Genomic DNA, 25,560 nt, shown 5'->3' with positions numbered 1-25,560 from the left:
GCCAAAAAGCGCACAAGTCTACTACTGGGTCCCGATCACACCGCGCCCAGCAGAATCGTCGCGACGATGACAATTCCGCATGCCGTGCTGGTCAGAAGCCGCCCGCGCCGCGTATGAGGATCCGCACGATAGGGGAACAACAATTGACGGACCCACGTGTAGATTGCCACGGCGACAACGAATACTGCTCCGTCATAGGGCGTTTCGGTGCCGTAGAGGACGAAACCCAGTGTCGCGAGACCGATGATCAAACCTGCGAAGGCTTCGATCAGTTGCACGGGGATTCGGCGCACCGCGAGAGTCCGGTCCGAGGCCCACATTCCCCATCTCGACACGGTAGGTCGACCCGAACAGCATCCAGTCAAGAAGCAGCCCGGGCGCCCAATCGCAATACCGAGAAACAACCCTGGTGTTGTCATGTCTAGTAGCAAACCGACACCCAGACCGAAAGCTGCTCCGCCGAGCACCAATACCCCGAGCGAGACCACCAAAAATCCTTGAATGCATGCGCCGGCAGTGACAAAATTTCGGAGGCTCTGGCGGTGAAGTGCCAAGTACCAGAGCTTCGCACCCACGTAACCGAGAAGGCAGCCAAGGATCGAAATGAGAACTGCCGCAGTGGCGTTTTCGTTCATGCGGGTCAAGAGCAGTGCCTGCATGACGATGGCGAACACTGCACCCAAACCGACTAGGAGCGGCCACGTCCAGAGTCTCACGCCGGGCCCGTGCACCAATGGCGCTGCGGTAGTCCGGGCCGTCGCAGTCTGCGGAGCTGCGATGTCGAACTGTCCGGTGGTATCGTCCGGAGTTTCGATGCGCTCTGCACTGACAGTCCAACTACCAGAGGCGATTCCGCGGATTCTCGCAGTTACCGCGAAGCGCCCCCCCGCTGGAACACCGTTGACGTGGGTGACTCTCTCAAAATGTTCCGGTTCACTGCCCGGGCTGTTGCGGGCTCCCCTGAACAGAATCGACAGATCGGAAGTAACCTCGGGCGGTTCTCCCCAGTACGTTGCTGCGAGCCCCTGCGGTTCTATCTGCGTGAACGCTTCCGCGCACCCACCGCCGGGCGCAGCGAGCTCCATTGCAGGGGTCGCCTCGTCGTTGCCCAATGGCTGGACAACGCGTTCAGTGCCCGATGGCTTGGCGGGCATCGTCTTTTCTACGATGGCCGGCGCCGGCGCTGCTTGAGCCAAGGCAGGGGCTGGTGTCGGCGCTGCTTGAGCCAAGGCAGGGGCTGGTGTCGGCGCTGCTTTACTCAGATACGCCGCTGCGGCCGCTGCGGCCAGTTCTTCCACGGCACTACCGCCCGGACTGTGCCTAGCACGGGGTGTTGTGCCGACATCGTCGTGCGGTCGTGAAGTGGGGTTCAGGTTCGGTGACGTGGCGCATCGGGCTCGACTCTGTGTCGTAGACCGCTGTTTCGCGCGGGTTTTGGTTGATTTTTTGCTCACCGTCGCCCCAATCTCTCGGTTGGCGCGGATGCCCACCGAACTACTAAGGTCAATAGTAGCTGAACTACGAACCTGGATAGTAGGTAGAGGCCGAGCGTGAACGCGCGGGTGGGCACTGCGGCGCCAGACGAGGCGCTTCGAGGTCGAGCCGAGGAATATGGGAATTCCATGGTGCCGCAACGATCTTGGACACACTCACGAAGAGCCCTGGAAAGGACATCGAACCTCAACCGGCAATCACGCGGGCGGTGTAGTAATTTGCGAGACTGGATAGGCTCCTTGCCCACCATGTTCGGAGACCGGGCACGGACTACTGGGTACGACTGCGGCTGATGCGGGACTGGGCGTAGGGATCGCACTACGTTGCAGCAAGGGTGTGCAAAGTATCGAAGCGAACAATCACATCTAAGGGATCTGCAAAAATGGAAGCTGACGCGATGCGCAACCACCGCCTGGTGGATTTGCCGACCAAAGGCGCGGTGTTCGAAACCTCTCGGCCGGTACGGACGGGAGATATCGACGTCTCCGGGACGCTGCGACTCGATGGCGTTGCACGTTATCTGCAGGACATCGGTTTCGACGATCTCGATGCGAGCGGCGCAGCGGCCGCTCACCCGGTGTGGGTCGTGCGCCGCACTGTCATCGATGTCATTCGTCCGGTCCGCTGGCCGGCTCGTGTGCGCATGCACAGATGGTGCTCGGGGTTGTCGAGCAGGTGGTGCACGATGCGTGTCCGCATCGAATCCGACTGCGGCGGCTTGATCGAGACCGAAGGATTCTGGATAAATCTCAATCCGGTGAACGGGATGCCTTCCAGGATCGAAGAGAGTTTCATGGCCGGACTCGGTTCGACCACCAACGATCACCGATTGAAGTGGAAACCCTGGCACACCGCTCGTCCGGGGGATGCGGAGGAAACGACATTCGTCCTACGATCGAGCGATATCGATCCGTTCAACCACGTCAACAACGCCACATATTGGCAGCCTGTCGAAGACTTGATCAAGGATTGGGTCGGACCCCGAAATCTGCTCCCCTACCGGGCGATTCTCGAATATCGCGCCCCCATCACCGCGGGAAACGACGTGACCGTGCGGTATCACAGTTCAGGGGAGAGCCTGAGTAGTTGGTTCCTGGTCTCGGGTTCGGTGTGCGCGAGTGCCTACGTCACAGCGATCGAAGTGTAAGTCCCCGGGCCGGGTCACCTCTGCGCTCTGGTCTCGTGCATCCTCATTCATCGTTCACCTCACGAGTTCTTGACCAGGTGTGCCGGTAGCGGCGGGGTGAGTGGGTGTTCCCGGAGCGTTTCGATTACCTCGAATGTCGCGTCGAATGTCACGCATCGACAGTTCCCCGGCAGTCGATGTGCCGCTATTTCGGACGATGTACTGGCAACGCGATAACGAAGGTGGTGCCTTGCCCGGCTCCGTCACTCGCGGCGGTGATCTGTCCACCGTGTGCTTCGACGAGCGCTTTCGCGATGGACAGTCCGATCCCTGCCCCTCCGTGAGCACGATCGCGTGCTGCGTCGGCGCGATAGAAACGCTCGAACAGATAGGGGAGGTGCTCGGCGGCGACCCCATCGCCTTCGTCGGTGAGTGTGAGGATGAACCGATCCCCTTTCACCCGTCCCCGCACCCTCACTGTGCTCTGTGATCGACTGTGGCGCAGTGCGTTGTCGAGTAGATTGCTCAACACTTGCCCTATGCGCTCCGGGTCCAGCCACACCGACGGCAGATTTCCGGGGACGTCCACGCTCAGAAAGACTGCTTTCGTGTCGAATCGTTCTTCGTGCGCCGCTACCGCTGAGCTCACCAGTACCTCAGGTCTGGTCCATGTCGGTTCGATTGCAGCTCGATTCGTCTCGGCATCGGACAGCGCCGAGACGTCGCCGGAAAACCGAGCCAAACGTCGGGTCTGATCTCTGAGCATCGCAATGGTGTGATCATCGAGAGCTTCCACTCCGTCTTCGAGCGCTTCCATGAATGCTTCGAGAACAGCTACCGGCGTCCGGATCTCGTGCGCGAGATCAGCCAGCAACCGTCGACGCATCGACTCGGCAGACTCGAGTCGAACGGCCATTTCGTTGAAGGCCGTCGCAAGTGCGTCGAAGTCGTCACCGAGCTGCGGCGGCGGGACTCTGGCCGCGTAGTTTCCCGCCGAGACTGCCGTGGCGGCAGTTGACACCGCAGTCACCGACCGCTGCAGCCGACGACTGAGATACCAGGTCACAGCCAGCGCGCACAACACAGCTGCGCCGATCGCCACGGACAACGAGACCGCAGTTGCCGAGCGATATGCCTGCTCGGCGTGCATTTGCTCCTCAGACATCGGAGGCACGCCCGCGCGGCGCAGATGCTCGCGGAACAAACTCGGACCGACAGTGACTGCAACGACCCATGAGGTGGCCGCTCCTGCCACCAAGACCAGCGTTTGGGCCATCAACAAACGCACGCCGACACCGAGTCCTCGGCGGGTACGCCCCTGATGAGACGAAAGTTCTTCCAGGGTAGTCATTTTCCGGAACCCATTCGGTACCCGATGCCGCGCACGGTATTGACATACAAAGGCGCGGCGGGATCATCGCCGAGTTTGCGGCGCAGATGACCGATATGAACATCGACAAGATGTTCGTTCCCCGTCCACGCAGGACCCCACACTGCTTCGATCAGTTGCCGACGGCTGAACGCCATCCCCGGCCGAGCGGCCAATGCCGCCAACACGTCGAATTCCGTCCGAGTCAGCAGAACCGGTTTCTCGGCGACCGAGACCTCTCGCCCGGCAACGTCGATCCTGAGCACCCCGAACGTCATTGGCGGACTCTCCTCGTCTCGGGTTACCGCTCTCGCAGTTGTACCGTGCGCGACTCCGCTGCGGGGTCTGCGCATCATCGCGCGGATCCTCGCTACCAACTCTCGGGGGCTGAACGGCTTGGTCATGTAATCATCGGCACCGACAGAAAGCCCGACGATGGTGTCCACTTCCTCACTGCGAGCAGTCAGCATCACCACGTATGCATCCGAAAATGTACGAAGTTCCCGGCATACCTCGATGCCGTCGATACCGGGCAGCCCGAGATCGAGGACCACCACATCAGGATCGACCTCACGTGCCAGGGCGAGAGCGTCGAAACCGTTGTAGGCCACACTCACCTCGAAAGACTCTCGTTCGAGATAACTCGAGATGATCGAGGCCAGTGGGCGTTCGTCGTCGACGACCAGTGCCCGAAAACCTGCGTACCCGTCGGTTGACCGTGTTGACGTACTGTCCATGCCACCATCGTGGACTGCTCAGCCGCCGCTGCGCACGTCATACACGGTATGCGGTCACCTCTTCAGCGAATCTTCATAGAACGCACACCGATCCCAGAGGGTTCGGCGAGCACTATCGGGGGGTGAGGAGAGTGAACGGACATGATGTGGTGGAGCGAGAATTCGGGTTATGGAATGGGTTGGGTCAGCTGGATTCTTATGGCGCTGGCGATGATCGCATTTTGGGGGTTGGTCATTGCGGCCCTACTTGCTTTGTTTCGTCCCAGACGCAGTGACCGCAGCGAACTCCGTGGTACGAATGCGCAGCATCTGTTGGATGAGCGCTACGCACGCGGCGAGATCGACGATGACGAGTATCGCTCCCGCAGTGAAGCTTTGGATCGATCCTCTCGTCGACACGAGAGTCGTTGACCTCTGCAGCACGCGCGCCCCGGGCTCGGTGGCGTATCACAGTTCCGCTTCTCCACAACGACTAGACAAGGACAATCACAATCATGGCTATTGCGCCGTTCACAGGATCGGCTTTCAGTCGACGTACGTTTCTCGCCGCCACGGCGGCGGGGGCGGGGGGACTGGCGTTGACCGCATGCACCACCAGTGGATCGTCCAACCCGAACCCCCCGCCGTTCGACAAAAATGCCATCGCGGCCGCTGAGGCAGCGCGCCCGCATACCGGTCGCACCGTGGACTACAAGCTCAATCCGCAGGGCGTCGATATCGATCTCGGCGGCATCACGGTGCGCACTCTGGCATACGGCGACAATGTTCCCGGTCCGTTGATTCGCGCGAATGTCGGTGACGAGTTGGCGATCACCGTCAACAACGGACTCGATCATCAGACATCGGTGCATTGGCACGGCATCGCACTTCGCAACGACATGGACGGCGCCATGCCGGCAAGCCCGAACATCGAATCGGGGCAGAACTTCACATACCGGTTCTCGGTACCTCATTCGGGAACGTATTGGGCTCACCCCCATGTCGGTCTCGACACCGACTACGGCCTCTATCTCCCCATCGTCGTCGACGACCCCCGCGAGCCCGTCGACTACGACGCCGAATGGATCGTGGTTCTCGACGACTGGACGGATGGAGTCGGCACGAGTCCGCAACAGATCCTCTCCGACCTTCAGTCCGGAAACGGCATGGGTTCGATGGGCGGATCCGGGATGGGCAACATGCCTGGCATGGGTGGAATGAACCACGGGTCGGCCGAAACCACGCTGCCCGCCACCTCGGGTGGCCCTAACTCGGTAGAATCAAGCGCTCTGCTCGGTGGGGACGCGGGTGACGTCAGCTATCCGTACTATCTGATCAACGGGCGGATAGCTTCTGCACCGACAACTTTCTCGGCCGCTCCCGGTCAGCGTGTGCGTATTCGCATCATCAACGCGGGTGCGGATACCGCTTTTCGAGTCGCCCTTGCCGATCACGTGATGTCCGTGACCCATACGGACGGTTTTCCGGTCGTACCGACAGAAGTCGATGCGCTTCTCCTCGGCATGGGTGAGCGCTACGACGTGATCGTCACGGTCAAGGACGGTGTATTCCCGCTCGTCGCCGCGGCCGAGGGTAAGAACGCTCAGGCTCGGACGCTGCTGCGTACAGGCTCGGGCGCTGCGCCCGACGCGTCGTTCCTCCCTCGGGAATTGGCAGGTCGAGTGGGCACGGTCGAGTCGTTCACTGCAGCCGAAAGTGTCGTTCTGCCGCGAAGCGATGGCACCGGTGTCGATCTCGTGGCAGACCTCGGGGGGGACATGATGAGCTACCAATGGACGATCAACGGTCGGAACTACGACCAAACCGAACCTCTGACCGTCAAAGAAGGGGACCGAGCCCGGCTCACGTTCACCAACATGACGATGATGTGGCATCCCATGCATCTGCACGGGCATACGTTCCAAGTGGTCAAAGGTGACGGCGGTGTCGGCCCTCGTAAGGACACAGTCATCGTTCGTCCGATGGAATCTGTCGCTGTCGATCTCATCGCCGACAACCCGGGCGACTGGATGCTCCACTGCCACAACGGATATCACCAGGAGTCGGGTATGATGACCCGCTTGGGCTACATCGTCTGACACGTGGAGACGTCCGAACACACGATCACACCCGCACGGGAGGCGCGACCTGATTGGGCCGGCATCTCATTCGATGCCTCTTCCTACCCCGTTCGGCGAGGTGAGATTGTGGCCGCCCCGGCATCGGGTCAGCGTCCCGGAATCCCCGGCCTCTGTCCCGCCGCTGGACTGGGATCGAAATCCCGCGAACGGCGCACCAGCCCCATAGCTCCGGCGCATTCCACGGGCGCTCGAAATTCGACGTTCTCTGCACAGGCGAATACACGAGGGAGAATCCGACCAAATGTCCGACGGAAGTAGTCGAGGCGCAGCCTTGACTCACCCTCTCCTCACGCGAGTATAGTAGAAACAGGTACCCCCCTGGGGTACCAGACGGGAAGGGAATCATGAGCGGTCAGACCCACTCGCAGCCGAATCTACTCGACAAGACGCAACGCGGCTGTGGATGCAACTCGACGAAGAAACCACCCACCACATCCGCGCCCACCACTACGGAGGACATCATGTCTGCAACCAACAACACCTTCGCGGTCACCGGCCTCACCTGCGGGCATTGCGTCGGCGCCGTCACGGACGAGCTGCGCGCCCTCCCCGGAGTGAGCGAGGTCGAGATCGATCTCGTCGCCGGAGGAGTCTCCACCGTGACCGTCACAGCTTCAGCGCCACTGACCGAGGAACAAGTAACTGCCGCGCTCGACGAAGCCGGCAACTATCATCTCGCGAACATCTGACCGGGCGCCCACACCGCCAGCGCAGGCAGGTCAGGAGAGGTACATCTGATGAGCACCCTGGACAACACGACCGTCGCTGCCGAGTCCGCACACAGTGTCGAACTGGCCATCGGCGGCATGACCTGCGCCTCCTGCGCCGCGCGAATCGAAAAGAAGCTCAACAAGATCGACGGCGTCACCGCGACAGTGAACTACGCGACCGAAAAGGCGAAGGTCAACTTCACGGGTGCGGTAGCACCTGAAGACTTGATCTCCACCGTCGAGGCAACGGGATACACCGCCACCTTGCCTGCCCCCAAGGAGTCGTCCGGGGAGGTCGGCACTACCGACGGGGTGAACACTCGGACCCACGACGAGACTTCGCAACTGCGGACCCGGCTACTCGTCTCGCTCGCATTGACTGTGCCGGTGGTCGCATTGTCGATGATCCCGCCATTGCAGTTCACGAACTGGCAGTGGCTGGCCTTGACGCTCGCATCCCCCGTCGTCGTCTGGGGCGCACTCCCCTTCCACCGCGCTGCACTGACGAATGCCCGACACGGCGCGGCAACAATGGACACTCTGATCTCGGTGGGGGTGTCGGCGGCCTACCTGTGGTCACTGTGGGCGTTGTTCTTCGGTCATGCCGGAATGGCCGGCATGAAGATGGAGTTCAGCCTGTTCCCACAGCAGGAGGGCGGAGCGGACCACATCTATCTGGAAGTCGCTGCTGCGGTCACCGTCTTCATACTGGCGGGGCGATATTTCGAAGCCCGCGCCAAGAAGCAGTCGGGTGCAGCCCTACGCGCACTGATGGACATGGGAGCCAAAGACGTAGCGGTGTTGAGGGAACACACCGAGATCCGAATTCCCACCGACCAATTGGTGGTCGGTGACATCTTCGTCGTACGCCCCGGCGAAAAGATCGCGACCGACGGCATCGTCACCGACGGCACATCTGCGGTGGACGCCTCCATGCTGACCGGCGAATCCGTGCCAGTCGAAGTGCGCCCTGGCGACGCCGTTGTCGGCGCCACCGTCAACGCTGGAGGGCGACTCCTCGTTCGAGCAACTCGTATCGGCGCCGACACTCAGCTCGCTCAGATGGCACGACTGGTCGAAGATGCACAGAACGGCAAGGCTCAGGTCCAACGTCTCGCCGACCGCATCTCCGGAATCTTCGTCCCGGTCGTCATCGTTCTCTCACTGATGACGTTGGGTGCGTGGCTTTTGACCGGTCACTCGATGGTGACGGCGTTCACCGCCGCCGTTGCCGTGCTGATCATCGCGTGCCCCTGTGCATTGGGGTTGGCAACACCGACGGCGCTGATGGTCGGAACGGGCCGCGGCGCCCAGTTGGGGATTCTCATCAAAGGCCCCCAGGTTCTCGAATCCACCCGTCAGGTCGACACCATCGTGCTCGACAAGACCGGGACCGTCACCACCGGGCGCATGAGTGTCGATTCGACAGTCGGCGCAGATGGCGAGAATATCGACGAATTACTTTTTGTCGCAGGAGCGTTGGAGGACGGCTCCGAACACCCGATCGCGCAGGCCATCACTCTTGCAGCTCGGGCTGACGGCCGGCCGTTGCCGAGAATCGAAGGTTTCTCCAACCACGACGGCCGAGGCGTCTCCGGTGTCGTAGACGGCCGAGCCGTTGCTATAGGTCGGCGAACCTGGTTGGAGCAGGACTGGTCTCTCGTCGCACCCAAGAATCTGGAAGTGGCCGCACACGACGCGGAAGCCGACGGAAAGTCCCCGGTGTGGGTTGCGTGGGACGGTTCGATCCGCGGAATCGTGGTCGTGTCGGACACTGTCAAGGACACCTCGAAAGAGGCCATCACTGCATTCCGAACCTTGGGACTACGTCCCATCCTGTTGACCGGCGATAATGCTCGCGCCGCCGTCGCCGTCGCAAAACAAGTGGGGATCGAAGCCGCCGATGTCATCGCCGAAGTCTTGCCCGCGGACAAAGTAAGCGCCGTCAAAGACCTCCAAAGCCGTGGGTATACAGTCGCTATGGTCGGTGACGGTGTCAACGACGCCGCTGCTCTGGCACAAGCAGACTTAGGTCTGGCCATGGGCACCGGCAGCGATGTCGCCATCGAAGCCTCCGATCTCACCCTTGTCCGAGGCGACCTGCGCTCCGCCGCAGATGCGATCCGTCTGTCGCGCTCGACGTTGAAAACCATCAAAGGGAACCTTTTCTGGGCCTTCGCCTACAACGTGGCGGCGTTGCCTCTGGCGGCGCTGGGGTTGTTGAACCCGCTGATCGCCGGCGCTGCCATGGCTTTCAGCTCCATCTTCGTCGTCACGAACAGTTTGCGCCTACGACGATTCACCAGTCATGCCACAAGCTCCGATCACTGATTTGATCCCGAATTCGACTGCCCCGATGACCTTCCGTCTGCCCTGAACTCTTCGGACGCGATGTGCGGGAGAGGTCCCACTGTCCACCCGCAACGAATCCAAAGGTTTCACTTCACGACGACCACCATCACGGACGAGGGCAGTCGTCGACTGCTTGGGACACCATGGTCCTTCATCGAATCTTCACCAAACATCTAACCAAGGCATATCCGCCACCGGCAGGCTCAGTATTGAGACACACGTGGACCCCACAACATCACGCCCCAGAGGTGCCGACGATCTGCCACAACACGGGAACATGCCACCGAGGTATCCGCACAGTCGCTGCCGCAAGAATGGCGGTCACAACGAGAGGGCGCAGAGATGAATCGAACCACCGTTCTCGAAGTACAAGGATTGCAGTGGGCGACATCGAAAGCCGCAGTCGAATCAACTCTCCTTCGCCGACGTGGCGTCGTCTCTGCTGAGGCCAACGTCCTCAACCAAACTGCCACGGTCACCTACGACCCGGCTGCAACCTCGATACCCGAACTGTCCCAATGGATCCGGGACTGCGGCTATCACTGCGCAGGGCGATCAGTGCCCTCCCACAGCTGCGACCCCCTCTCCGAACCAAACGACAGCACCAGCGCCACGCCCTCTGAATACCACGTTCATTCAGACCACGCCGACACATCAACCGACGCACCGGTCGAACACCCCGGCGAATCTCCTCACGGCGAACACACAGCGCACGAACCACATGCTCAACACTCTGCACAGGACATGATGGGGCACGGAGGCGCCCACGCCGGAATGTCGATGGACGACATGGTCCGGGACATGCGAAATCGCTTTCTCGTCGCTCTCGTTCTGTCCATTCCGATCATGCTGTGGTCCCCGATGGGGCGCGACATGTTCGGATTCACAGTTCCCGCCCCGTTCGGACTCCGCGACGACGTATTCACCCTGATACTGAGCTTGCCAGTGGTGTTCTACTCGGCCTGGATCTTTTTCGACGGCGCTTATCGGGCTCTGAAGGCCCGCACCCTCGACATGATGGTCCTCGTTGCCGTCGCCGTCGGGGCGGGTTGGCTCTACAGCGTCGCCGTCACCTTCACCGGCGGCGGCGAGGTCTTCTACGAGGCCGCGTCGGTGCTGACGGCTTTCGTCCTGCTCGGACATTGGTTCGAGATGCGAGCCAGAGGTGGAGCCAACGACGCGATTCGCACACTGCTCGAACTGACCCCGCCATTGGCAATCGTGTTGAGAGACGGCGAACCCGTCGAAGTTCCCACCGCCGACGTTGTCGTCGGAGACCTGTTACTGATCCGACCAGGCGGCAAAGTCCCTGTCGATGGAACGGTCGAGAGCGGAACTTCCGAAGTCGACGAGTCAATGGTGACCGGGGAAAGCCTTCCCGTATCCAAAGAACCGGGATCCGCAGTCATCGGGGCTTCCATCAACACGACGGGCACACTTCGCGTCCGAGCAACCAAAGTCGGTGCCGACACCGCCCTGTCCCAAATAGTGGCGTTGGTCCAGGAAGCGCAGAACTCGAAAGCGCCGGGGCAACGGTTCGCTGATCGGGCCGCGTTCTGGCTCGTCCTTGTTGCTTTGATCGGCGGCACCGGCACCTTCCTCGTCTGGTGGGCGGCGGGTGCAGGAGTGCAGACCGCGCTTCTGTTCGCGATCACCGTCGTTGTCATCACCTGCCCCGACGCTCTCGGTTTGGCCACGCCCACCGCCATCATGGTCGGCACCGGACTCGGAGCTCAACGAGGAGTGTTGTTCAAAAATGCCACCGCGCTGGAATCCTCGGCGCGCATCGAGACGGTAGTGATGGACAAGACCGGCACCCTCACCAAGGGTGAACCCGAAGTCACCGACGTCGTCGTCGACGGTATCGGCACCGATGAACTCCTTTCCCTCGTCGCGGCGGTCGAACGCGAGTCCGAACACCCCCTCGCCGGCGCGATCGTCCGCTACGCGACCGAACGCGGCGCCCCGGAGTTTCCCCTCACAAATTTCCGTAATGTGCCAGGTCATGGTGCGGCTGCGGAGGTGGACGGTCGTCGAGTGGCGGTGGGCAACCGCAAACTGATGATCGCCGAAAACGTCGACTTCGGCACATTGATGGGTACACGCGACGACCTCGCGGCCAGCGGGCGCACAGCAGTACTCGTTGCCGTCGACGGACAGGGCGTCGGGGTGATCGCACTCGCCGACGCTGTCCGAGAGACTTCCGCCGCCGCAGTGGCGGCGCTGCACGACTTGGGCGTCGAAGTCGTCATGCTCAGCGGCGACAACGAAGCCACCGCACAGCGCATCGCGGGCCAGCTCGGTATCGATACCGTCATCGCGGAAGTGCTCCCCGGCGACAAAGCCGCCAAGATCGTCGAGCTGCAAAATGCCGGCAAAAAGGTTGCGATGGTCGGGGACGGAGTCAACGATGCTCCCGCGCTCGCACAAGCGGACCTCGGTATCGCCATCGGCGCAGGTACCGACGTCGCAATCGAAACAGCGGACCTCGTGCTGATGCGGTCGGACCCACTCGACGTACCGGTCGCTCTACAAATCGGGCGAGGCACCCTCCGCAAGATGAGACAGAACCTCGGATGGGCAGTCGGGTACAACGTCATCGCCCTCCCCATCGCCGCTGGAGTCTTCGAACCCTCCCTCGGACTTGTACTTCGCCCCGAGATCGCGGCGCTGTCGATGTCCGGGTCCAGCTTCATCGTCGCAGTCAATGCACTACTGCTGAAGCGGCTACGCCTCCCTTCTCCCCCAGATCAACACCGGCCTTCACCCAGCACTACGAAGTCCACCTCACAGAACGTCTCATGACCCGACAACCGATCTCCCAGCGAAAGGGATTCCCCGATATGAAGAAGGTCCTCGCAATCAGTGCTGCAGCAACTGCAGCACTATTCGTCCTCACCGCATGTAACAGCTCCAATACCGATGAAACTACCTCCACGCCAACGTCAATGAGTGCCGAATCCAGTTCATCGGCGAACGCGAGCACTCACAATCAGGCAGATGTGACATTCGCCGAGCAGATGATCCCGCATCACAGTCAGGCCGTCCAGATGAGCGACATGCTCCTCTCCAAAGACGGTATCGACCCCCGAGTGACGACGTTGGCAGAACAGATCAAGGCAGCGCAAGCCCCAGAAATCGAGCAGCTGCAGGCCTGGTTGACCAGCTGGGGACAGAGTTCGTCCTCCTCTGGCATGAATATGCCGACCACCTCCCACAGCATGGAAGGCATGACACCCTCTACCAGCATGAACATGCCGATGCCCTCAGAGAGCATGGGGATGACGCCGGGAATGATGGAGGGGATGATGTCCGCCGATGACATGACCGCGCTGCAGAATGCACAGGGAACCGATGCCGCGAAACTGTTCCTCGCTCAGATGATCGACCATCACCGCGGAGCTGTCGCAATGGCGCAAACTGAAGTTGATTCCGGACAGTATCCCGAAGCTATCTCCATGGCGCAGACCATCATCAGCGCGCAAAACCAGGAAATCACCACGATGGAAGGCATTCTCGCCACGCTGTGATCACGACTTCCGGCGTTCATTGCTCAGATTTCAGTCGGATGTGAGCGCACGCGGCTCGGTGTCTCTGCTTGACAATTGACCTCGGCAGAGGCACCGAGCCTTCTAGGCGACAGGTCAATACCCCGGAGGACACCGAACACTATCGAGGCAACCTCATTTGTTGGAGGGTTTGGTAATTACACCCGAAGATATCCCGAGATCCGCACGCGCCGTCCTGCGTGCGCGGTCACATTCGTCGGGCTCAACATTCTGGTCAGGCTCCGTGGGATACCCACCAGCACGAGGTAGGAACGGGTGCACAAAAACCCACGCCTGAACCGAACCGATCTATTTGCATCAATCAGGTCCAGGCGCAAACCGAGCCCATCGATTAACGAGGGACAGGCCGGGTACGCAAACGAGAACAGACGACATGGAGGTCATGATGCAGGACGTTCGGCGGGGGATGACCGACTCCGAGTTGATCGCGGAGGCGTACCGACTCGAAAGCCAGCCGGTATTGAGCAGGTGCGACCACATCAGGTTGACACTGATACACGATGAACTCGAGTGTCGCGCAGGATGTCGGGAAAAGAAACTCCCTGACGCGGCGCCACAACGGCTTCCGCCTTGCAAGGGCAGGAAGTGCGCATGATTGACAAGTTTGATCACCACGTTCACACACTCACATCAGAATGGCTGCGCCACTCCCCCGGCATGCAGGCGCGGGGCTCCCCTGATCCATATGCCCCCGCGCCACTCTCACCCGCTCGCTCTCAGTTGAGTCCCGCGTACGAATGGAGGCCGGAGACATCCATCTTGATGATGAAGAGATTGAACAGCATTGCGACGAAACCGGCAATGATTATCCAGGCGGCACGGGTATCGCGCCAACCAGAAGTAGCACGCGCGTGCAGAGAGGCGGCGTAGATCACCCAAGCGATGAAGGAGATGTGAACGACGGTTGAAAACTAGACCACCCGTCGTTTCTGGACTAGTTTTCAACCGTCGTCAACAGGAGACCGTTTCCTTGGGGTCCCATCCTTCTTGACAACATCCAATCGCGCACTAGGAGCGTTCGGGGACCGCAGTACCGATCGAGTCCTTCGACACACAAGTACGCACTCCGCACGCCCGCTCACCTTTCAACCGCTGCCGAAACGCGCCCGCCATCAAAGCCAGTGAAATCAGCCCCAGGACCGGTTGTATCGGTGCCCACAGATTCAACGCACCCGTCACACCGACAGTCATGATCACCAATTTGTTGCACACCGGACAGCCGACGGCCAACAGAGCCAGCGCATTGCTGCCAATGCCCACGCGCGAGGGTGCTGCAGAACTGGATTGCGTTCGCACATACGTCGCGAGTATCAATCCACTCAATATCGCGTTCGCGATCCACACCGGATAGTTCCACCACAGCACCGGAGTCATCCGCTGGTAGAACGAAGTCGGCACTATCCCGGTGGGGACGCCGACGATGAGCGCTGCTGCCACCGCACCTGCCGACGCAGTAATCCAACGCCAGAGCGACCAATTCGTCATCGCCGATGTCCCTCCCTCATACAGTGAACTACTAAAAGAGATAGTAGTTCACTGTATGAGACGACCGGAAACGGCAATCCTTCAACGACTTGCATCCCACCCGACAGGGGTATCACCGAGGTGCACGTGTGTGAAAGCGAAGTCTCCACGGCGATCGAATACGATGCGCGGGACAGCGGGAGTTTGCGCAGCGTCGAGGCAGGGCAACCGAGGCCCGCACCGACAAACGTGAGCGCGGTAAGAGTTCGCGTAACAACGAATCGGTCAGTGCGGCTGTCGTCTTGGTAGGACCCCGTTTGGTGAGCCACTCGCTATCAGAGAATCAATGCGTGTGAATACAGCTGGCAGCTGTACTCATTCGGAGTGCGGTAAGCCAGCGATGAATGCCGATGTCGGGTGTTGTAGTCCTCCTTCCCGTCCTCGATGACCACCCGGGCTTCGAGGAGGCTGTGGAACTCGTTCATGTTCAGGCATTCGTCACGGACTCGGTTGTTGAAGGATTCGATGTAGCCGTTCTTCCACGGCTGACCAGGGGGAACATATCCGATTCCCAGTCGGTCCTCGCAGAACGTCCGCAACGCCTCGGAGATGAATTCGGGTCCGTTGTCGCACCGCAACACCTGTGGCGGGCCGCCCCAGAGCGCGAACACTTTCTCCAGGGCGGCGACGAGATCCTCTGCCGGGATGGATCCCTCGACCATGTTGAGCACCGACTGGCGCGAATGCTCGTCCACCATTGACGCGATCTTGAACTTCCGTTCGTCGGTGGTGAAGTCGAACTGGAAGTCGATCGCCCACACCACCTTCGGTGCATGTGCCTCGGCAATCGGGGTGGTCGAAGCGTCGGCTCGTTTGCGGATTTTGCGGACCTTCACCCGCAACCCTTCCTCGCGCCAGAGACGCTGAACCTTCTTCTTTGTTAATCACCCAGCCCATGGCACGCAAGTCCGCCCACGCCCGACGAAACCCCTTGCGGGCATTCGCTTTGGCCCAGTCTCGCAACCACTTCCGCAGATCGGCGTCCGGATCGTCCGGGGTGTCTCTCGCAAGCGCTTTTCGTTGGGTGGATCGCGGTTGCCCGACGATTTTGCAGGCGAAACGCTGTGAGAGCCCCATCGTTTCCTGGAGCATGACGACAGCGTTTCGTTTGGCGGTCAGGCTCAGAATTTTCCAGTGATAATGGAATCAACCCGTTGACGGAACGGCCTGACCCAGAATTTTCCGAGCAATCTCCTTGAGTGCAGCCTTTTCGAGTTCGGCTTCGGCGAGGAGCTTCTTGAGCAGGGCGTTCTCGTTCTTGAGTTCTTTGAACTCTTTGGCGTCGTCGGCTTTCATGCCGCCATACTGCTTGCGCCAGTTGTAGAGCGTCGGCACCGAGACGTCGAGTTGTCGGGCGATTTCCTCGTCGTCGGCGCCTGTGGCGGCAAGTTCGTCGCCGTGGCGCAGTTTTCGGATGATCTGTTCGGGCGTGTGCCGTTTGCGTCCAGCCATGAGTTGCAGCCTTTCATGCCCTTGATCAGGGCGGAAGGATTCTCATAGCTTGCGGGTCACTTGATGGGGGTCATGCCAGTCTCATCCGTCGCCGGCACAGTCATCACCGAAATTGGGAACGAACTCATGGCGACTTCGTGTCCTCACTTCTTCCCGTCATACGTGCGACATATATTGCGTACACGTAGTTTGCGGACGACACGGCTCACTCGGATCCGTTTCCCGCCAGTGTGCTCGTTGTGGGATGGAACCTTCCGGTGTGAGCTTCAGCCCGAATCCGTTCCACCATGTGTGGGTGGTGCATCTCGAACGCCGGACACTCGGAGCGGATAGGGGCTCGGTGAAGTTGTGGCGTGGCGGCGGACAGCTGGTCGCCCACTCGAGAGAATTGCCATTGCCCCACGGATCGTCGACCGTGACGACTTCACCAAATCTGTAGCTCCTGAAGACGTTCCAGATGAACGGCAAGGTGAATGGTGAATGCACCCAAGACGAAGGACTCTACGGTCGAGATGGAGTTCAGTACCGCAAAGTCGTCCAAAGGTAGGTAATCCGCTTAGCGGCGCGGCATCCCCTCGACGCCGAGCCAGTGCTGCACGAGGAAGGTCATGTGGAATCCGCGAACGCCGCTTAGAAATGCCATTTGCCCAGCCACTCATCCATCACTCGGCCAGTCATCTTAGGGAACCAGAAGTAGATCCGCGCGTACGTGGTGAACACAACCGTACCGAAGACCACGTAGTGAAAATGTGCCACGCCGAAGTAACTGTCGGTGACCTGAAAATCGAACGGTGGTCTGGCCAGAAGCACCTCCGAAAGACCATCGACTAAGAAGGTGATCAAGAAACTGATCGAGAACAGCATCGGCGACTCGAAAGTCAATTGCCCCTTCCACCAATCCCGATAACGCCAACCCCACGATCCCCACATGTCCGCGCGCACGCCCGGCGAAACTCTTATGGAGACAGACGTACGCAACGATTTTCGCCGACCTCTGAAGCCAACCGTACCGCCGACGGAGAAGAGCTAGAGAAGCCTGGTCACATTGGGCACCATGCCGTCCCAACGCACCGGGGAAACCTTGACCACATCGCCGGACTGCGGGGATTCAAGCATCTGATTGTTGCCAAGGTAGAGCGCCTCGTGCTGACTTGCGTTGGGCCCGTAGAAGATCAGATCCCCTCGCTTCATCTGAGAGGCTGGAACCTGCCTTCCCGCGGTGTACTGGTACCCGGAGTAGTGCGGAAGTGAGATTCCCACACCAGCAAACGCATAGATCATGATTCCGGAACAGTCGAAGCCTGCATTTTCGAAATCACCGAAAGTGTCCGCGACTCCGCCGTCACGAATTCCGACGGTCGGCCCGTTTGCGTCTCCGCCTCCCCACGAATAGCGGACACCGAGTTGCGACATTGCCCGGTCGATGACAGTTTCGATGGCACCGTCACCGGTGACCGAATTCTGACCGTCGTCACTCACGCCACCTCCGGGCTCCGTCGTAACCGACGGAGCCTTGGTTGGAGAAGCAGGCGGTGACGGCGTAGCCGTCACCGACGTGGGAGCCCTTGTAGAAGCAGCAGACGGTGACGGCGTAGTCGTCACCGACGGCACCTTCGTCTCCGAGGAATCATCGCTGATCTGGGTATGCGGACGCTGTCTGCTGGCAATGTCCGCGGCGCGATCACGTGCAATTTGATCCGCAGCAACCCGGGTCGCAGCTTCCGATGCTGCTTGCTGCGCTGCGGCGATCGCCGCAGCGGTAGCTGCTTCCTCTGCTCTGCGCTGAGTATCCCACTGGTCGTAGACCTGACGCTGGTTCTGCAATCCCGTCGCGCTGTTTCTCGCTGCCTCCAACTCGATTTGCGCGGAATCGCGCTCCTTCATGACCACTGCCTGTTGCTCTGTTGCCGACTTCTGCGCATCCGTCACGCGCTGGATTGCTTCCATTGCGAGGGCTTTGTTGTCTTCTGCTCTGGCTGCAGCAGCGTCGGCGGTCGCCTGGGCCGCCCGTGCCACAGACTCCGTGTTCGATCGCGCCGTTCGTGCGCGCTGAAGCTCGTCCATGACCGCGTTGTGCTTCTTCGTAATCATCCGCACCAGGTCAGCTTTGGCCAAGAGATCGTCGGGGCTGTCGCTTCCGAGGAAGACGGTCAGCGAGCCGGCGGTGCTGCCTTGTCTGTAGCTGGCGGCAACGAAATCGTCGAACTGCTGTTGCGCCACCTCGATTGCCTGCCCAGCCACTCCCATGTCGGTGCGTGCAGCTGCCCCAGCAGCAGTGGCGGCCACCGCGACATCACGGGATGACTGAAGGTCCACCAACGCCTTGTTCACGTCCTCCCGCTTGATCGCAACCTGGGCGGCGATCTCAGCGAGTTGCGCATTCGCCGACGCAACGTCGTTGATCAGATCGCCGATACGGCCCAGAGTTTGATCCACGCGTGAGTCTGCCTGTTGCAACTCGGTATCGCTCGGATTCGGTGGCGGCGGCGGAACCGCCATCGCGATACCGGGAGTGGTTGCGACGATCGATCCGGCGAGAGCCAGACCAAGGACGGCGTGAGCGACTCTCGTGCGAGCATGCGTGAGTCGATTCCGTTGCCTCACAAACACCCCTCGTCCTCGACGACTCAAACTGCGCTCGACACCCATGTACTAAGGACAATAGTAGATAAACATCATCAACTGCCCCATATGACAAAAAGCGTCACATGTTTCCCTCGCGCACCACAGATCGGCTAACCGTGCTGTCGTACCGGATTGGACCAGAACGGCAATGCTCCTGACCTCGGGACCGTTCGCACCCGCTGCGTGGAATCGCCACCCCGCCTTGCTCAGGAATGTCGGGTGCACGCACGAGGCGCCGGCGGGCACATCCCGATTGTCATTGCGCCTGCTGAAGGTTCGTTACAGAGCGATGGTGATCGCCGCGGTGTGCAACTGGCCTCCTGTCTGGAACTCGATGAACAGTCGCCAGTCGCCGGATTTCGAGAGTTTCGCAGGTACATCGAATTCCGGACCTCGCTGATCGCTGTCCAGTGGCGTCAGATCAGCAAAGGCGAGAGTCTGTGCATGGATTGCAGTGACATGGACATAGGCGCCCTCGTAGCGCTGCACGTCGGATCCCTGCTCGTCGCCTCCGGCAATGTCCACCGTGAGCTCTCCCGACTGGCCGGGTGTGAGTTTCCCCGCGACCGTGAGCGTGTAGCCGTCGACCGAGGTCGACGGCATGGCGTGTGGAAGCCTTTCCGGAGTCCCCTCCCCAGGAACTGTGACCAGCTGCGAAAGCACCTGCGTTTCAGAGGTTTTCCCGCTAAGAGCCCTAAACTGGGCGTATACGCGGTATCTCCCGGGTACGAGGCCTGAGATCGGGGCGCTCCACGTGCCGTCGCCAGCCATGATCGGATGCAGATGCGCGAATCTCGTCGAGTCATCCCGAATGAAATACAGATGCATGAGCTGGCCTTGCTCTGCCTCGTACTCGGTTACCGCGCCACCCCCTGAATCGTCGATTCGGAATCTCCACGTCGTGGCTTGACCGGCGGGAATCATCGAATCATCAGTAATCAGCGCCATATCGGAGGTGCTGGACTCGAGCCCATTCATCACTGCCGAGGGTTCGCCGGCCTTGCTCGACGATGACTGAAGGGAAGGCTCCGCACTATCGGTACCGCTGTTCGTGCAGGCCGTGAGTGATGTCACGGCGGCGGCGACCACAGCCGCCACCGTCATGTACCGAGGCAGACTGCGAATATCCATCGGGTTGGATCGCTTTCTTTGTTCCACCGACCAAGGGAGGAGATGTCAGGGGTCGAAATGAAGGGTAGCCCGATCAGGAGATTGCCGATTGATCAACACATTCATCTCGCCCCAGCGAGTAGATCGAGGTTGGTAACACCACTGCAGCATGAGCTTCAGCGAGTGTGTCGCCGCACGCACTGATCACCTGGTCGTCGGACGCGCCGCCGAGGGACTCCGGCGTCGATTGGCCACATATGGGGTGAGCTCTTTACAGGGCAGGGATCGGGTCGTCGGCGATTCCGAGCCCGAGATGTTCGATGTGATAGACCGCTTCGTCGAGAAGCATCGCCACATGATTGTCGTACAGGCTGTACACGACGTTGCGGCCCTGCCGCGTCCCCGTCACCAACCCCATCGCACGCAGCAGTCGCAGTTGATGCGAGACAGCGGACTGCTCCATCCCCACCGCCTCCACCAGGTCACCCACAGAACACGCCCCGTGCCGCAGCCGAGTCAACATCCGCAGTCGACTCGGCGTCGCCAACGCCTGCAACGTGGCAGCCACCGTCGCGGCCGACTCCGCATCGAGCTGCGCGGGCGGTGTGGACGTGCCTTCGACTCCGTGACCCATGTGAAGCATCTTACCCATCATGATTACATGAAGAGGTCTTCATGTTTTCCTGTATCGTGGCGTTCGTTCCTACCCCCCTGCCCCCAGCCGGAAGCCGTGCCATGACCACCCCTGTACGCAGCGATCCACACACCGAGCCCGCGGCGCCCCGGGCCGCAACCGCCGTCCGCACCCGGCCGTTCGCACTCCCGGAAGTGCGGTGGGCAGCCATCGCGACCGGGCTGTTCGTCCTCGGGCTTGCCGCTCAGTTCGGCGGTGCCCCGACCTGGCTGTGGTGGACGCTGTATCTGGGCTGCTACGTCACCGGCGGGTGGGAGCCCGCACTGGCGGGCTTGCAGGCGCTTCGAGAGAAAACCCTCGACGTCGACCTGCTCATGATCGTCGCCGCGATCGGCGCCGCGGCGATCGGCCAGGTCCTCGACGGCGGCCTGCTGATCGTCATCTTCGCCACCTCCGGCGCGTTGGAAGCATTCCTGACCCAGCGCACCGCCGACTCGGTGCGCAGCCTGCTCGATCTTGCTCCCGAACGTGCCACCGTCATCGGCCCTGACGGGCACGAAACCATGGTGGATGCGGCGTCGTTGACGGCAGGTGATGTGATCGTCGTCCGGCCGGGCGAGCGGATCGGCGGCGACGGCCGGATCATCTCCGGAAGCAGCGATGTCGATCAGGCCTCGATCACAGGAGAACCCCTACCAGTGGCAAAACATCGCGATGACGAGGTGTTCGCCGGAACCCTCAACGGGACCGGCACTCTGCGAATCCGGATCGATCACGCGGCATCGGAGACGGTCGTCGCGCGGATCGTGGCGATGGTCGAAGAAGCGTCCGCCACCAAAGCGAAGTCGCAGCTGTTCATCGAGAAGGTCGAGCAGTACTACTCGGTCGGAGTCGTGGCCGCGACCCTCGCAGTGTTCTTCATCCCGTTCGCGCTCGGCGGCGCCCTGCAACCGTCGCTGCTGCGAGCGATGACGTTCATGATCGTCGCCTCCCCGTGCGCAGTCGTGCTGGCCACGATGCCGCCGCTACTGGCGGCGATGGCCAACGCCGGCCGCAACGGCGTGTTGGTCAAATCCGCCGTCGTGATGGAGCAGCTCGGTTCGGTCACCACCGTCGCATTCGACAAAACCGGAACCCTCACCAAGGGGTCCCCGGCCCTGACGGACATCCGGCCGATGAGCGGGGCGAACCTCGCCGCCGACGAGCTGCTCACGTTCGCCGCCGCGGCCGAGCATCCCAGTGAGCACCCGCTCGCTGACGCGGTCGTCGCCGCTGCCCGCCAACGCGGGTTGCAGGTGCCCCCTGTCGAAGAGTTCGACTCCGCCCCCGGCCGGGGAGTGCGAGCACGCCTGAACGGTCGCCGGATTCAGGTCGGCAGCCCCGCACACCTGCTTCCAGCGGCGTCGGCCGCGATCGCGGACCGTGCCACGGCGCAAGCGATGTCTGCGGCCGCCGAAATGGAAGCCGGCGGAAAGACCGCGATCGTGGTGATTGTCGACGCCGCACCGATCGGAGTACTCGGACTGGCCGATCAACTCCGCGACGGCGCCCGCGACGTCGTCGACGAACTGACCACCCTCACCGGACACACTCCGGTTCTACTGACCGGCGACAATCCCCGCGCCGCCGCTGCGCTCGCCGCACAGGTCGGGATCACCGACATGCGAGCCGGACTCCTCCCCGAGGACAAGGTCACCGCCGTCGCCGACCTCGAACGCAGCGGCGCGAAAGTGCTACTGGTCGGTGACGGTGTCAACGACGCCCCCGCACTCGCCGCCGCGCACACCGGCATCGCCATGGGCCGCGCCGGATCCGACCTCGCACTCGACACCGCCGACGCCGTCATCGTCCGTGACGAACTCGCCACCATCGCGCGCGTGATCGCCCTCTCACGCCGTGCCCGGCGCATCGTGATCGCCAACCTCGCGATCGCCGCCACCTTCATCACCACCCTCGTCCTGTGGGACCTGTTCGGGCACTTACCGTTACCCCTCGGCGTCGCCGGACACGAAGGCTCCACCGTCATCGTCGGACTCAACGGAATGCGACTACTTTCCCAACGCGCGTGGCGCTACGAGACAGGCAACCTCGGGTGGCGCCGGGCTCGATCCATCTAGAGAAGAGGTACATCTCCCAAGCAAAGGTCGTCCGCCTTCGATTGCCTGCGCGCTACGTAGTGGCGAAGGGAACCCGCGAGTTTTGCCGCGGGACGCCGTCAATGGACCACCCGCCATGAGCAATCTACTATTGACGATAGTAGGTTGTTGATCGACACTGTCCCAGACCGCTCGATCCGAGCATAGGAGAACTCCATGAGCTTGGCGCCGTTCCTCGTCGTAGTTCTCGGAATTCCAGCAGGAATGGCCGCCATAATTGGACTGATGACCGCGGGCAACGAGAGAAAGAGCCGAGTTGACCGACCGATGCGACGCATGCGCGCGGAGATCAGTCGACTCAATTCGGAGAACGCCGCACAGTAGCCCGGCACGGCATCGACCATGCTCACCGCCGATACACTCGTGCTGCATCTCATCTCGCAACCACGAGCGGGACCACGGACGTGGGGTCAAGATCCTTCCTCGGGAGAGGCGACGTCGTGCAGCCAAGGTCGGGCGCGAGAATCGAACTCCCAACGCAACACCAAATCGGATCTCATCACACTGTCCACGTCTTCCGACTGACCAGACAGCCGGCTTCCACATCGGGGCCGGAATGCGTCATCTCCCCTCCTGACATCCCGGCAAGCTTCAACCTACGGAAGGAGCGCGTCGGGTCGGGCGGGGAGTCGACCGGTTTCGAGGAAGATGATGCGTCGTCCGATTTCCACAGTGTGGTCGCAGAATCGTTCGTAGAACCGTCCGAGCAGGGTGATGTCGACAGCAGCTTGCACTCCGTGCGGCCATTGTTGGGCTTGGGTGACGGTGAACAGGCGCCGGTGCAGTTCGTCCATGACCGTGTCGGCGGCCACAAGCTCTTGCGCGTGAGCAGAATCGACGTGCCGCAGTATTACCTGGGTTTCGGTCGCCCGAGCCACTGCTGTCCTTCCCATGTCCGCTACGACTGCCCGCGCTTCGGGCGGTACGGCCGACGTCGGGTGGCGCAGGCGCGCGATCTTGGCGATGTGGACGGCCAGTGCGCCCATACGTTGCAGACTTGCGGCGATGTGCAAACCGCCAACGGTAAATCGGAGGTCATGTGCCACAGGGGCTTGTAAGGCGAGAAGTGAGAATGACTTGTGTTCCCAGTCGGAGGCGGCCCGCTCGAGGTCGGTGTTCGCGTCGAGTACTCGCTCGGCGGTGCGAAGGTCGGCATCGAGGAGGGCTGCCGTTGCCTCCGACATCGCTGTCACGGTGAGCCCGCACATCGACGCCAGGCCACACGAGAGGTCGTCGAGGCTGTCGGCGAAATGTGTGCGCATCTCATCACCCTAGATGTGTACCCAGCGGTTGTTTCGTCTTCAGTTCGATCCGGGGCATCGGGTCCATTGCGCCTCTTCTCGGCCTCCGTCCGGGCAATACCGTTTCTGTGCCCGCCGGTGACGGGTAGAAATGGATTGAAGCCGACAGCCGTAATGGGTGCTGTCGGCGAGGTGCCTGTGGTTAAGCAGTCAGCCGCAGGTGCCGACCACAACGCGATTCAGTCTGTCATCGGTCACAAACCGAGCAGCAGCTGATCGAATTGCGAACGCAACCCACCGAGTAGAGCGAAGTCTGCGCGAACACGGGCGCTCAACTGCTCGGACACCTGGCGGAGTTTGACGTTCTTCTGCTCCAAGCGCCAGATGAGAATGTCGAAGGCCCGCTCCGCGGAAATTCCGTACACGATCATCAGCATCACTTTGGCCTGCTCGATCGCTCCACGGGAGCTACTGATCTCATCGACCAACTCGTCGACCGACTCCCTGACCCATGCGGTCGAGCGTTTCGGTGACGTCTATGTAAAGACCGGCACTACCGATTACTTCGTCGTTGCCGCCGAGGATGCTGTCGCCCACCACGATTCACCGATCTCGTCACACCATTTGTGTCGACGATGCGATGTCTACTACTGAACGGCCCAAACTGGTCGCCGCCGGCACCGCCCTCTACGAGGCGTGAGGCATTATCTTCCTCGAAGACCAACTCGCGGAAGCCCGCCGCATCAACACCGAACTTCAACAGCAAGAAAGCGGACCCGGCGCATCACCCGAATACGCCCAGCACCTCCGACATCACCCCTCCCCCAATACTCTCCGCTACGCCACCACACCCACCTTCGCGGACTGCATCTTCACAGGGCGGATCTGTCCGAGCGGAAACGTCAGGAGTCGAACGCAGACAATGCTTTCGCTACAGTCGATCAATGCAGCACCATCCCGACGTGGCGTTGCACTCGGCCCACCGAACGCGATGTCGCGCAGGCCGAAAATTCGGTGGGCCGCCTCTGACTGCGCGCCCGTCGACCCTGACACCGGGCCGCACGGCCCATCAGGTCGGACGTCTCACCCTGACCTGGTGAACCACGGTGGAACTGTGTCCCCCCAACTGGCGAAAACACATACCCTCGCTCGGCCGCCGAAAACATGGGTACAGAAGAATTTCACCCCGGACAGCGCCTAGGAACCTTCGATCTTGCCGCAACGCCTGGCCGGGGGCAACGCCTAGAACACACACTCGTCTACGCGACCCCCATGGTGGCAGACATGGATTGATGGTGTCGACGTGTGCTCAGCACGTACCCGTGCGATCGCGTCGCGTTT

Annotated in this window: 18 protein-coding genes and 3 pseudogenes; 9 read left to right on the top strand and 12 right to left on the bottom strand. The window is 61.2% G+C overall.

The genetic code is table 11. The features are described from left to right. Positions 1-35: 35 nt before the first annotated feature. On the bottom strand, positions 36-1,298 hold the full coding sequence (locus G8767_RS26995) for a prolipoprotein diacylglyceryl transferase family protein (protein ID WP_230691704.1): 1,263 nt from the start codon (positions 1,296-1,298) through the stop codon (positions 36-38). A gap of 578 nt (positions 1,299-1,876) precedes the next feature. Between G8767_RS26995 and G8767_RS26990 the strand changes: the two genes are divergently transcribed. Continuing rightward, complete coding sequence (locus G8767_RS26990) at positions 1,877-2,641, top strand: acyl-ACP thioesterase domain-containing protein (RefSeq protein WP_047270639.1); 765 nt, start codon at positions 1,877-1,879, stop codon at positions 2,639-2,641. Between the two features lie 184 nt (positions 2,642-2,825). On the opposite strand, the gene G8767_RS26985 is transcribed toward G8767_RS26990, so the two are convergent. Next, a complete protein-coding gene (locus tag G8767_RS26985; protein WP_042925750.1) occupies positions 2,826-3,971 on the bottom strand; it encodes an ATP-binding protein in 1,146 nt (381 codons plus the stop codon). Next, entirely contained in the window at positions 3,968-4,726 is a 759-nt protein-coding gene (locus tag G8767_RS26980; RefSeq protein ID WP_019747372.1) for a response regulator transcription factor, read from the bottom strand. Before G8767_RS26980 ends, G8767_RS26985 begins: the two co-directional genes overlap by 4 nt. Positions 4,727-4,867: 141 nt before the next feature. On the opposite strand from G8767_RS26980, the gene G8767_RS26975 reads away from it, so the two are divergent. The 6 genes from G8767_RS26975 to G8767_RS26950 all read left to right on the top strand — a co-directional run bounded on the left by G8767_RS26975 (position 4,868) and on the right by G8767_RS26950 (position 13,438). Then, a complete protein-coding gene (locus tag G8767_RS26975; protein WP_080572277.1) occupies positions 4,868-5,137 on the top strand; it encodes a hypothetical protein in 270 nt (89 codons plus the stop codon). 83 nt (positions 5,138-5,220) lie between these two features. Next, positions 5,221-6,804 carry a multicopper oxidase family protein gene (locus tag G8767_RS26970; RefSeq protein ID WP_166812807.1) on the top strand — a complete coding sequence of 528 codons (1,584 nt, stop codon included), beginning with the start codon at positions 5,221-5,223 and terminating at the stop codon, positions 6,802-6,804. Between the two features lie 386 nt (positions 6,805-7,190). Next, positions 7,191-7,535, top strand: a complete 345-nt coding sequence (locus G8767_RS26965; RefSeq protein WP_240952846.1) for a heavy metal-associated domain-containing protein — start codon at positions 7,191-7,193, stop codon at positions 7,533-7,535. 48 nt (positions 7,536-7,583) lie between these two features. Continuing rightward, on the top strand, positions 7,584-9,887 hold the full coding sequence (locus G8767_RS26960) for a heavy metal translocating P-type ATPase (RefSeq protein WP_166812805.1): 2,304 nt from the start codon (positions 7,584-7,586) through the stop codon (positions 9,885-9,887). Between the two features lie 363 nt (positions 9,888-10,250). Beyond that, entirely contained in the window at positions 10,251-12,713 is a 2,463-nt protein-coding gene (locus G8767_RS26955) for a heavy metal translocating P-type ATPase (protein ID WP_058228111.1), read from the top strand. Between the two features lie 38 nt (positions 12,714-12,751). Then, positions 12,752-13,438: a DUF305 domain-containing protein gene (locus G8767_RS26950; RefSeq protein WP_047270628.1), complete on the top strand. Its 687-nt coding sequence runs from the start codon at positions 12,752-12,754 to the stop codon at positions 13,436-13,438. Positions 13,439-14,193: 755 nt separating this feature from the next. On the opposite strand, the pseudogene ccsA reads toward G8767_RS26950, so the two are convergent. The 7 genes and pseudogenes from ccsA to G8767_RS26915 all read right to left on the bottom strand — a co-directional run. Further along, positions 14,194-14,367, bottom strand: a pseudogene (gene ccsA / locus G8767_RS26945) (cytochrome c biogenesis protein CcsA); the annotation flags it as partial. A gap of 118 nt (positions 14,368-14,485) precedes the next feature. Further along, positions 14,486-14,962 (bottom strand): hypothetical protein, encoded by a 477-nt coding sequence (locus G8767_RS26940; protein WP_047270626.1) that lies wholly within the window; start codon positions 14,960-14,962, stop codon positions 14,486-14,488. 314 nt (positions 14,963-15,276) lie between these two features. After that, positions 15,277-16,453: pseudogene (locus G8767_RS26935) on the bottom strand (IS3 family transposase). Between the two features lie 205 nt (positions 16,454-16,658). Beyond that, a pseudogene (locus tag G8767_RS26930) lies at positions 16,659-17,347 on the bottom strand (cbb3-type cytochrome c oxidase subunit I); the annotation flags it as partial. 132 nt (positions 17,348-17,479) lie between these two features. Further along, on the bottom strand, positions 17,480-19,057 hold the full coding sequence (locus tag G8767_RS26925) for an NlpC/P60 family protein (RefSeq protein ID WP_058228114.1): 1,578 nt from the start codon (positions 19,055-19,057) through the stop codon (positions 17,480-17,482). A gap of 300 nt (positions 19,058-19,357) precedes the next feature. Then, positions 19,358-19,681 carry a hypothetical protein gene (locus G8767_RS26920; RefSeq protein WP_134929860.1) on the bottom strand — a complete coding sequence of 108 codons (324 nt, stop codon included), beginning with the start codon at positions 19,679-19,681 and terminating at the stop codon, positions 19,358-19,360. Positions 19,682-20,459: 778 nt separating this feature from the next. Then, positions 20,460-20,822: a metalloregulator ArsR/SmtB family transcription factor gene (locus G8767_RS26915; RefSeq protein ID WP_047270658.1), complete on the bottom strand. Its 363-nt coding sequence runs from the start codon at positions 20,820-20,822 to the stop codon at positions 20,460-20,462. A gap of 101 nt (positions 20,823-20,923) precedes the next feature. On the opposite strand from G8767_RS26915, the gene G8767_RS26910 reads away from it, so the two are divergent. Then, complete coding sequence (locus tag G8767_RS26910) at positions 20,924-22,939, top strand: heavy metal translocating P-type ATPase (protein ID WP_047270622.1); 2,016 nt, start codon at positions 20,924-20,926, stop codon at positions 22,937-22,939. A gap of 195 nt (positions 22,940-23,134) precedes the next feature. Next, entirely contained in the window at positions 23,135-23,302 is a 168-nt protein-coding gene (locus G8767_RS26905) for a hypothetical protein (protein ID WP_155419211.1), read from the top strand. 272 nt (positions 23,303-23,574) lie between these two features. Here the strand turns inward: G8767_RS26905 and phoU are convergent, their stop codons facing one another. Continuing rightward, positions 23,575-24,240, bottom strand: a complete 666-nt coding sequence (phoU, locus tag G8767_RS26900) for a phosphate signaling complex protein PhoU (protein ID WP_047270619.1) — start codon at positions 24,238-24,240, stop codon at positions 23,575-23,577. 233 nt (positions 24,241-24,473) lie between these two features. Continuing rightward, positions 24,474-24,650: an ANTAR domain-containing protein gene (locus G8767_RS35965; protein ID WP_232354283.1), complete on the bottom strand. Its 177-nt coding sequence runs from the start codon at positions 24,648-24,650 to the stop codon at positions 24,474-24,476. Positions 24,651-25,560 lie beyond the last annotated feature (910 nt).

The sequence above is a fragment of the Rhodococcus sp. IC4_135 genome, from assembly GCF_011602025.1.
GTDB classification, from domain to species: Bacteria; Actinomycetota; Actinomycetes; order Mycobacteriales; family Mycobacteriaceae; genus Rhodococcus_F; species Rhodococcus_F baikonurensis.
Note: the sequence above shows the minus strand (reverse complement) of the source record. Positions and strands in the feature narration are given on the sequence as shown.

Bases quoted from the DNA above. Each gene is read 5' to 3' on its own strand.
- G8767_RS26990 (WP_047270639.1), top strand. From the start codon at position 1,877: ATGGAAGCTGACGCGATGCGCAACCACCGCCTGGTGGATTTGCCGACC.
- G8767_RS26905 (WP_155419211.1), top strand. From the start codon at position 23,135: ATGAGCTTGGCGCCGTTCCTCGTCGTAGTTCTCGGAATTCCAGCAGGA.
- G8767_RS26960 (WP_166812805.1), top strand. From the start codon at position 7,584: ATGAGCACCCTGGACAACACGACCGTCGCTGCCGAGTCCGCACACAGT.
- G8767_RS26955 (WP_058228111.1), top strand. From the start codon at position 10,251: ATGAATCGAACCACCGTTCTCGAAGTACAAGGATTGCAGTGGGCGACA.
- G8767_RS26940 (WP_047270626.1), bottom strand. From the start codon at position 14,962: ATGACGAATTGGTCGCTCTGGCGTTGGATTACTGCGTCGGCAGGTGCG.
- G8767_RS26915 (WP_047270658.1), bottom strand. From the start codon at position 20,822: ATGGGTCACGGAGTCGAAGGCACGTCCACACCGCCCGCGCAGCTCGAT.
- phoU (WP_047270619.1), bottom strand. From the start codon at position 24,240: ATGCGCACACATTTCGCCGACAGCCTCGACGACCTCTCGTGTGGCCTG.
- G8767_RS26950 (WP_047270628.1), top strand. From the start codon at position 12,752: ATGAAGAAGGTCCTCGCAATCAGTGCTGCAGCAACTGCAGCACTATTC.
- G8767_RS26985 (WP_042925750.1), bottom strand. From the start codon at position 3,971: ATGACTACCCTGGAAGAACTTTCGTCTCATCAGGGGCGTACCCGCCGA.
- G8767_RS26980 (WP_019747372.1), bottom strand. From the start codon at position 4,726: ATGGACAGTACGTCAACACGGTCAACCGACGGGTACGCAGGTTTTCGG.
- G8767_RS26975 (WP_080572277.1), top strand. From the start codon at position 4,868: ATGATGTGGTGGAGCGAGAATTCGGGTTATGGAATGGGTTGGGTCAGC.
- G8767_RS26965 (WP_240952846.1), top strand. From the start codon at position 7,191: ATGAGCGGTCAGACCCACTCGCAGCCGAATCTACTCGACAAGACGCAA.
- G8767_RS26910 (WP_047270622.1), top strand. From the start codon at position 20,924: ATGACCACCCCTGTACGCAGCGATCCACACACCGAGCCCGCGGCGCCC.
- G8767_RS26920 (WP_134929860.1), bottom strand. From the start codon at position 19,681: ATGCCGTCGACCTCGGTCGACGGCTACACGCTCACGGTCGCGGGGAAA.
- G8767_RS35965 (WP_232354283.1), bottom strand. From the start codon at position 24,650: ATGATCGTGTACGGAATTTCCGCGGAGCGGGCCTTCGACATTCTCATC.
- G8767_RS26970 (WP_166812807.1), top strand. From the start codon at position 5,221: ATGGCTATTGCGCCGTTCACAGGATCGGCTTTCAGTCGACGTACGTTT.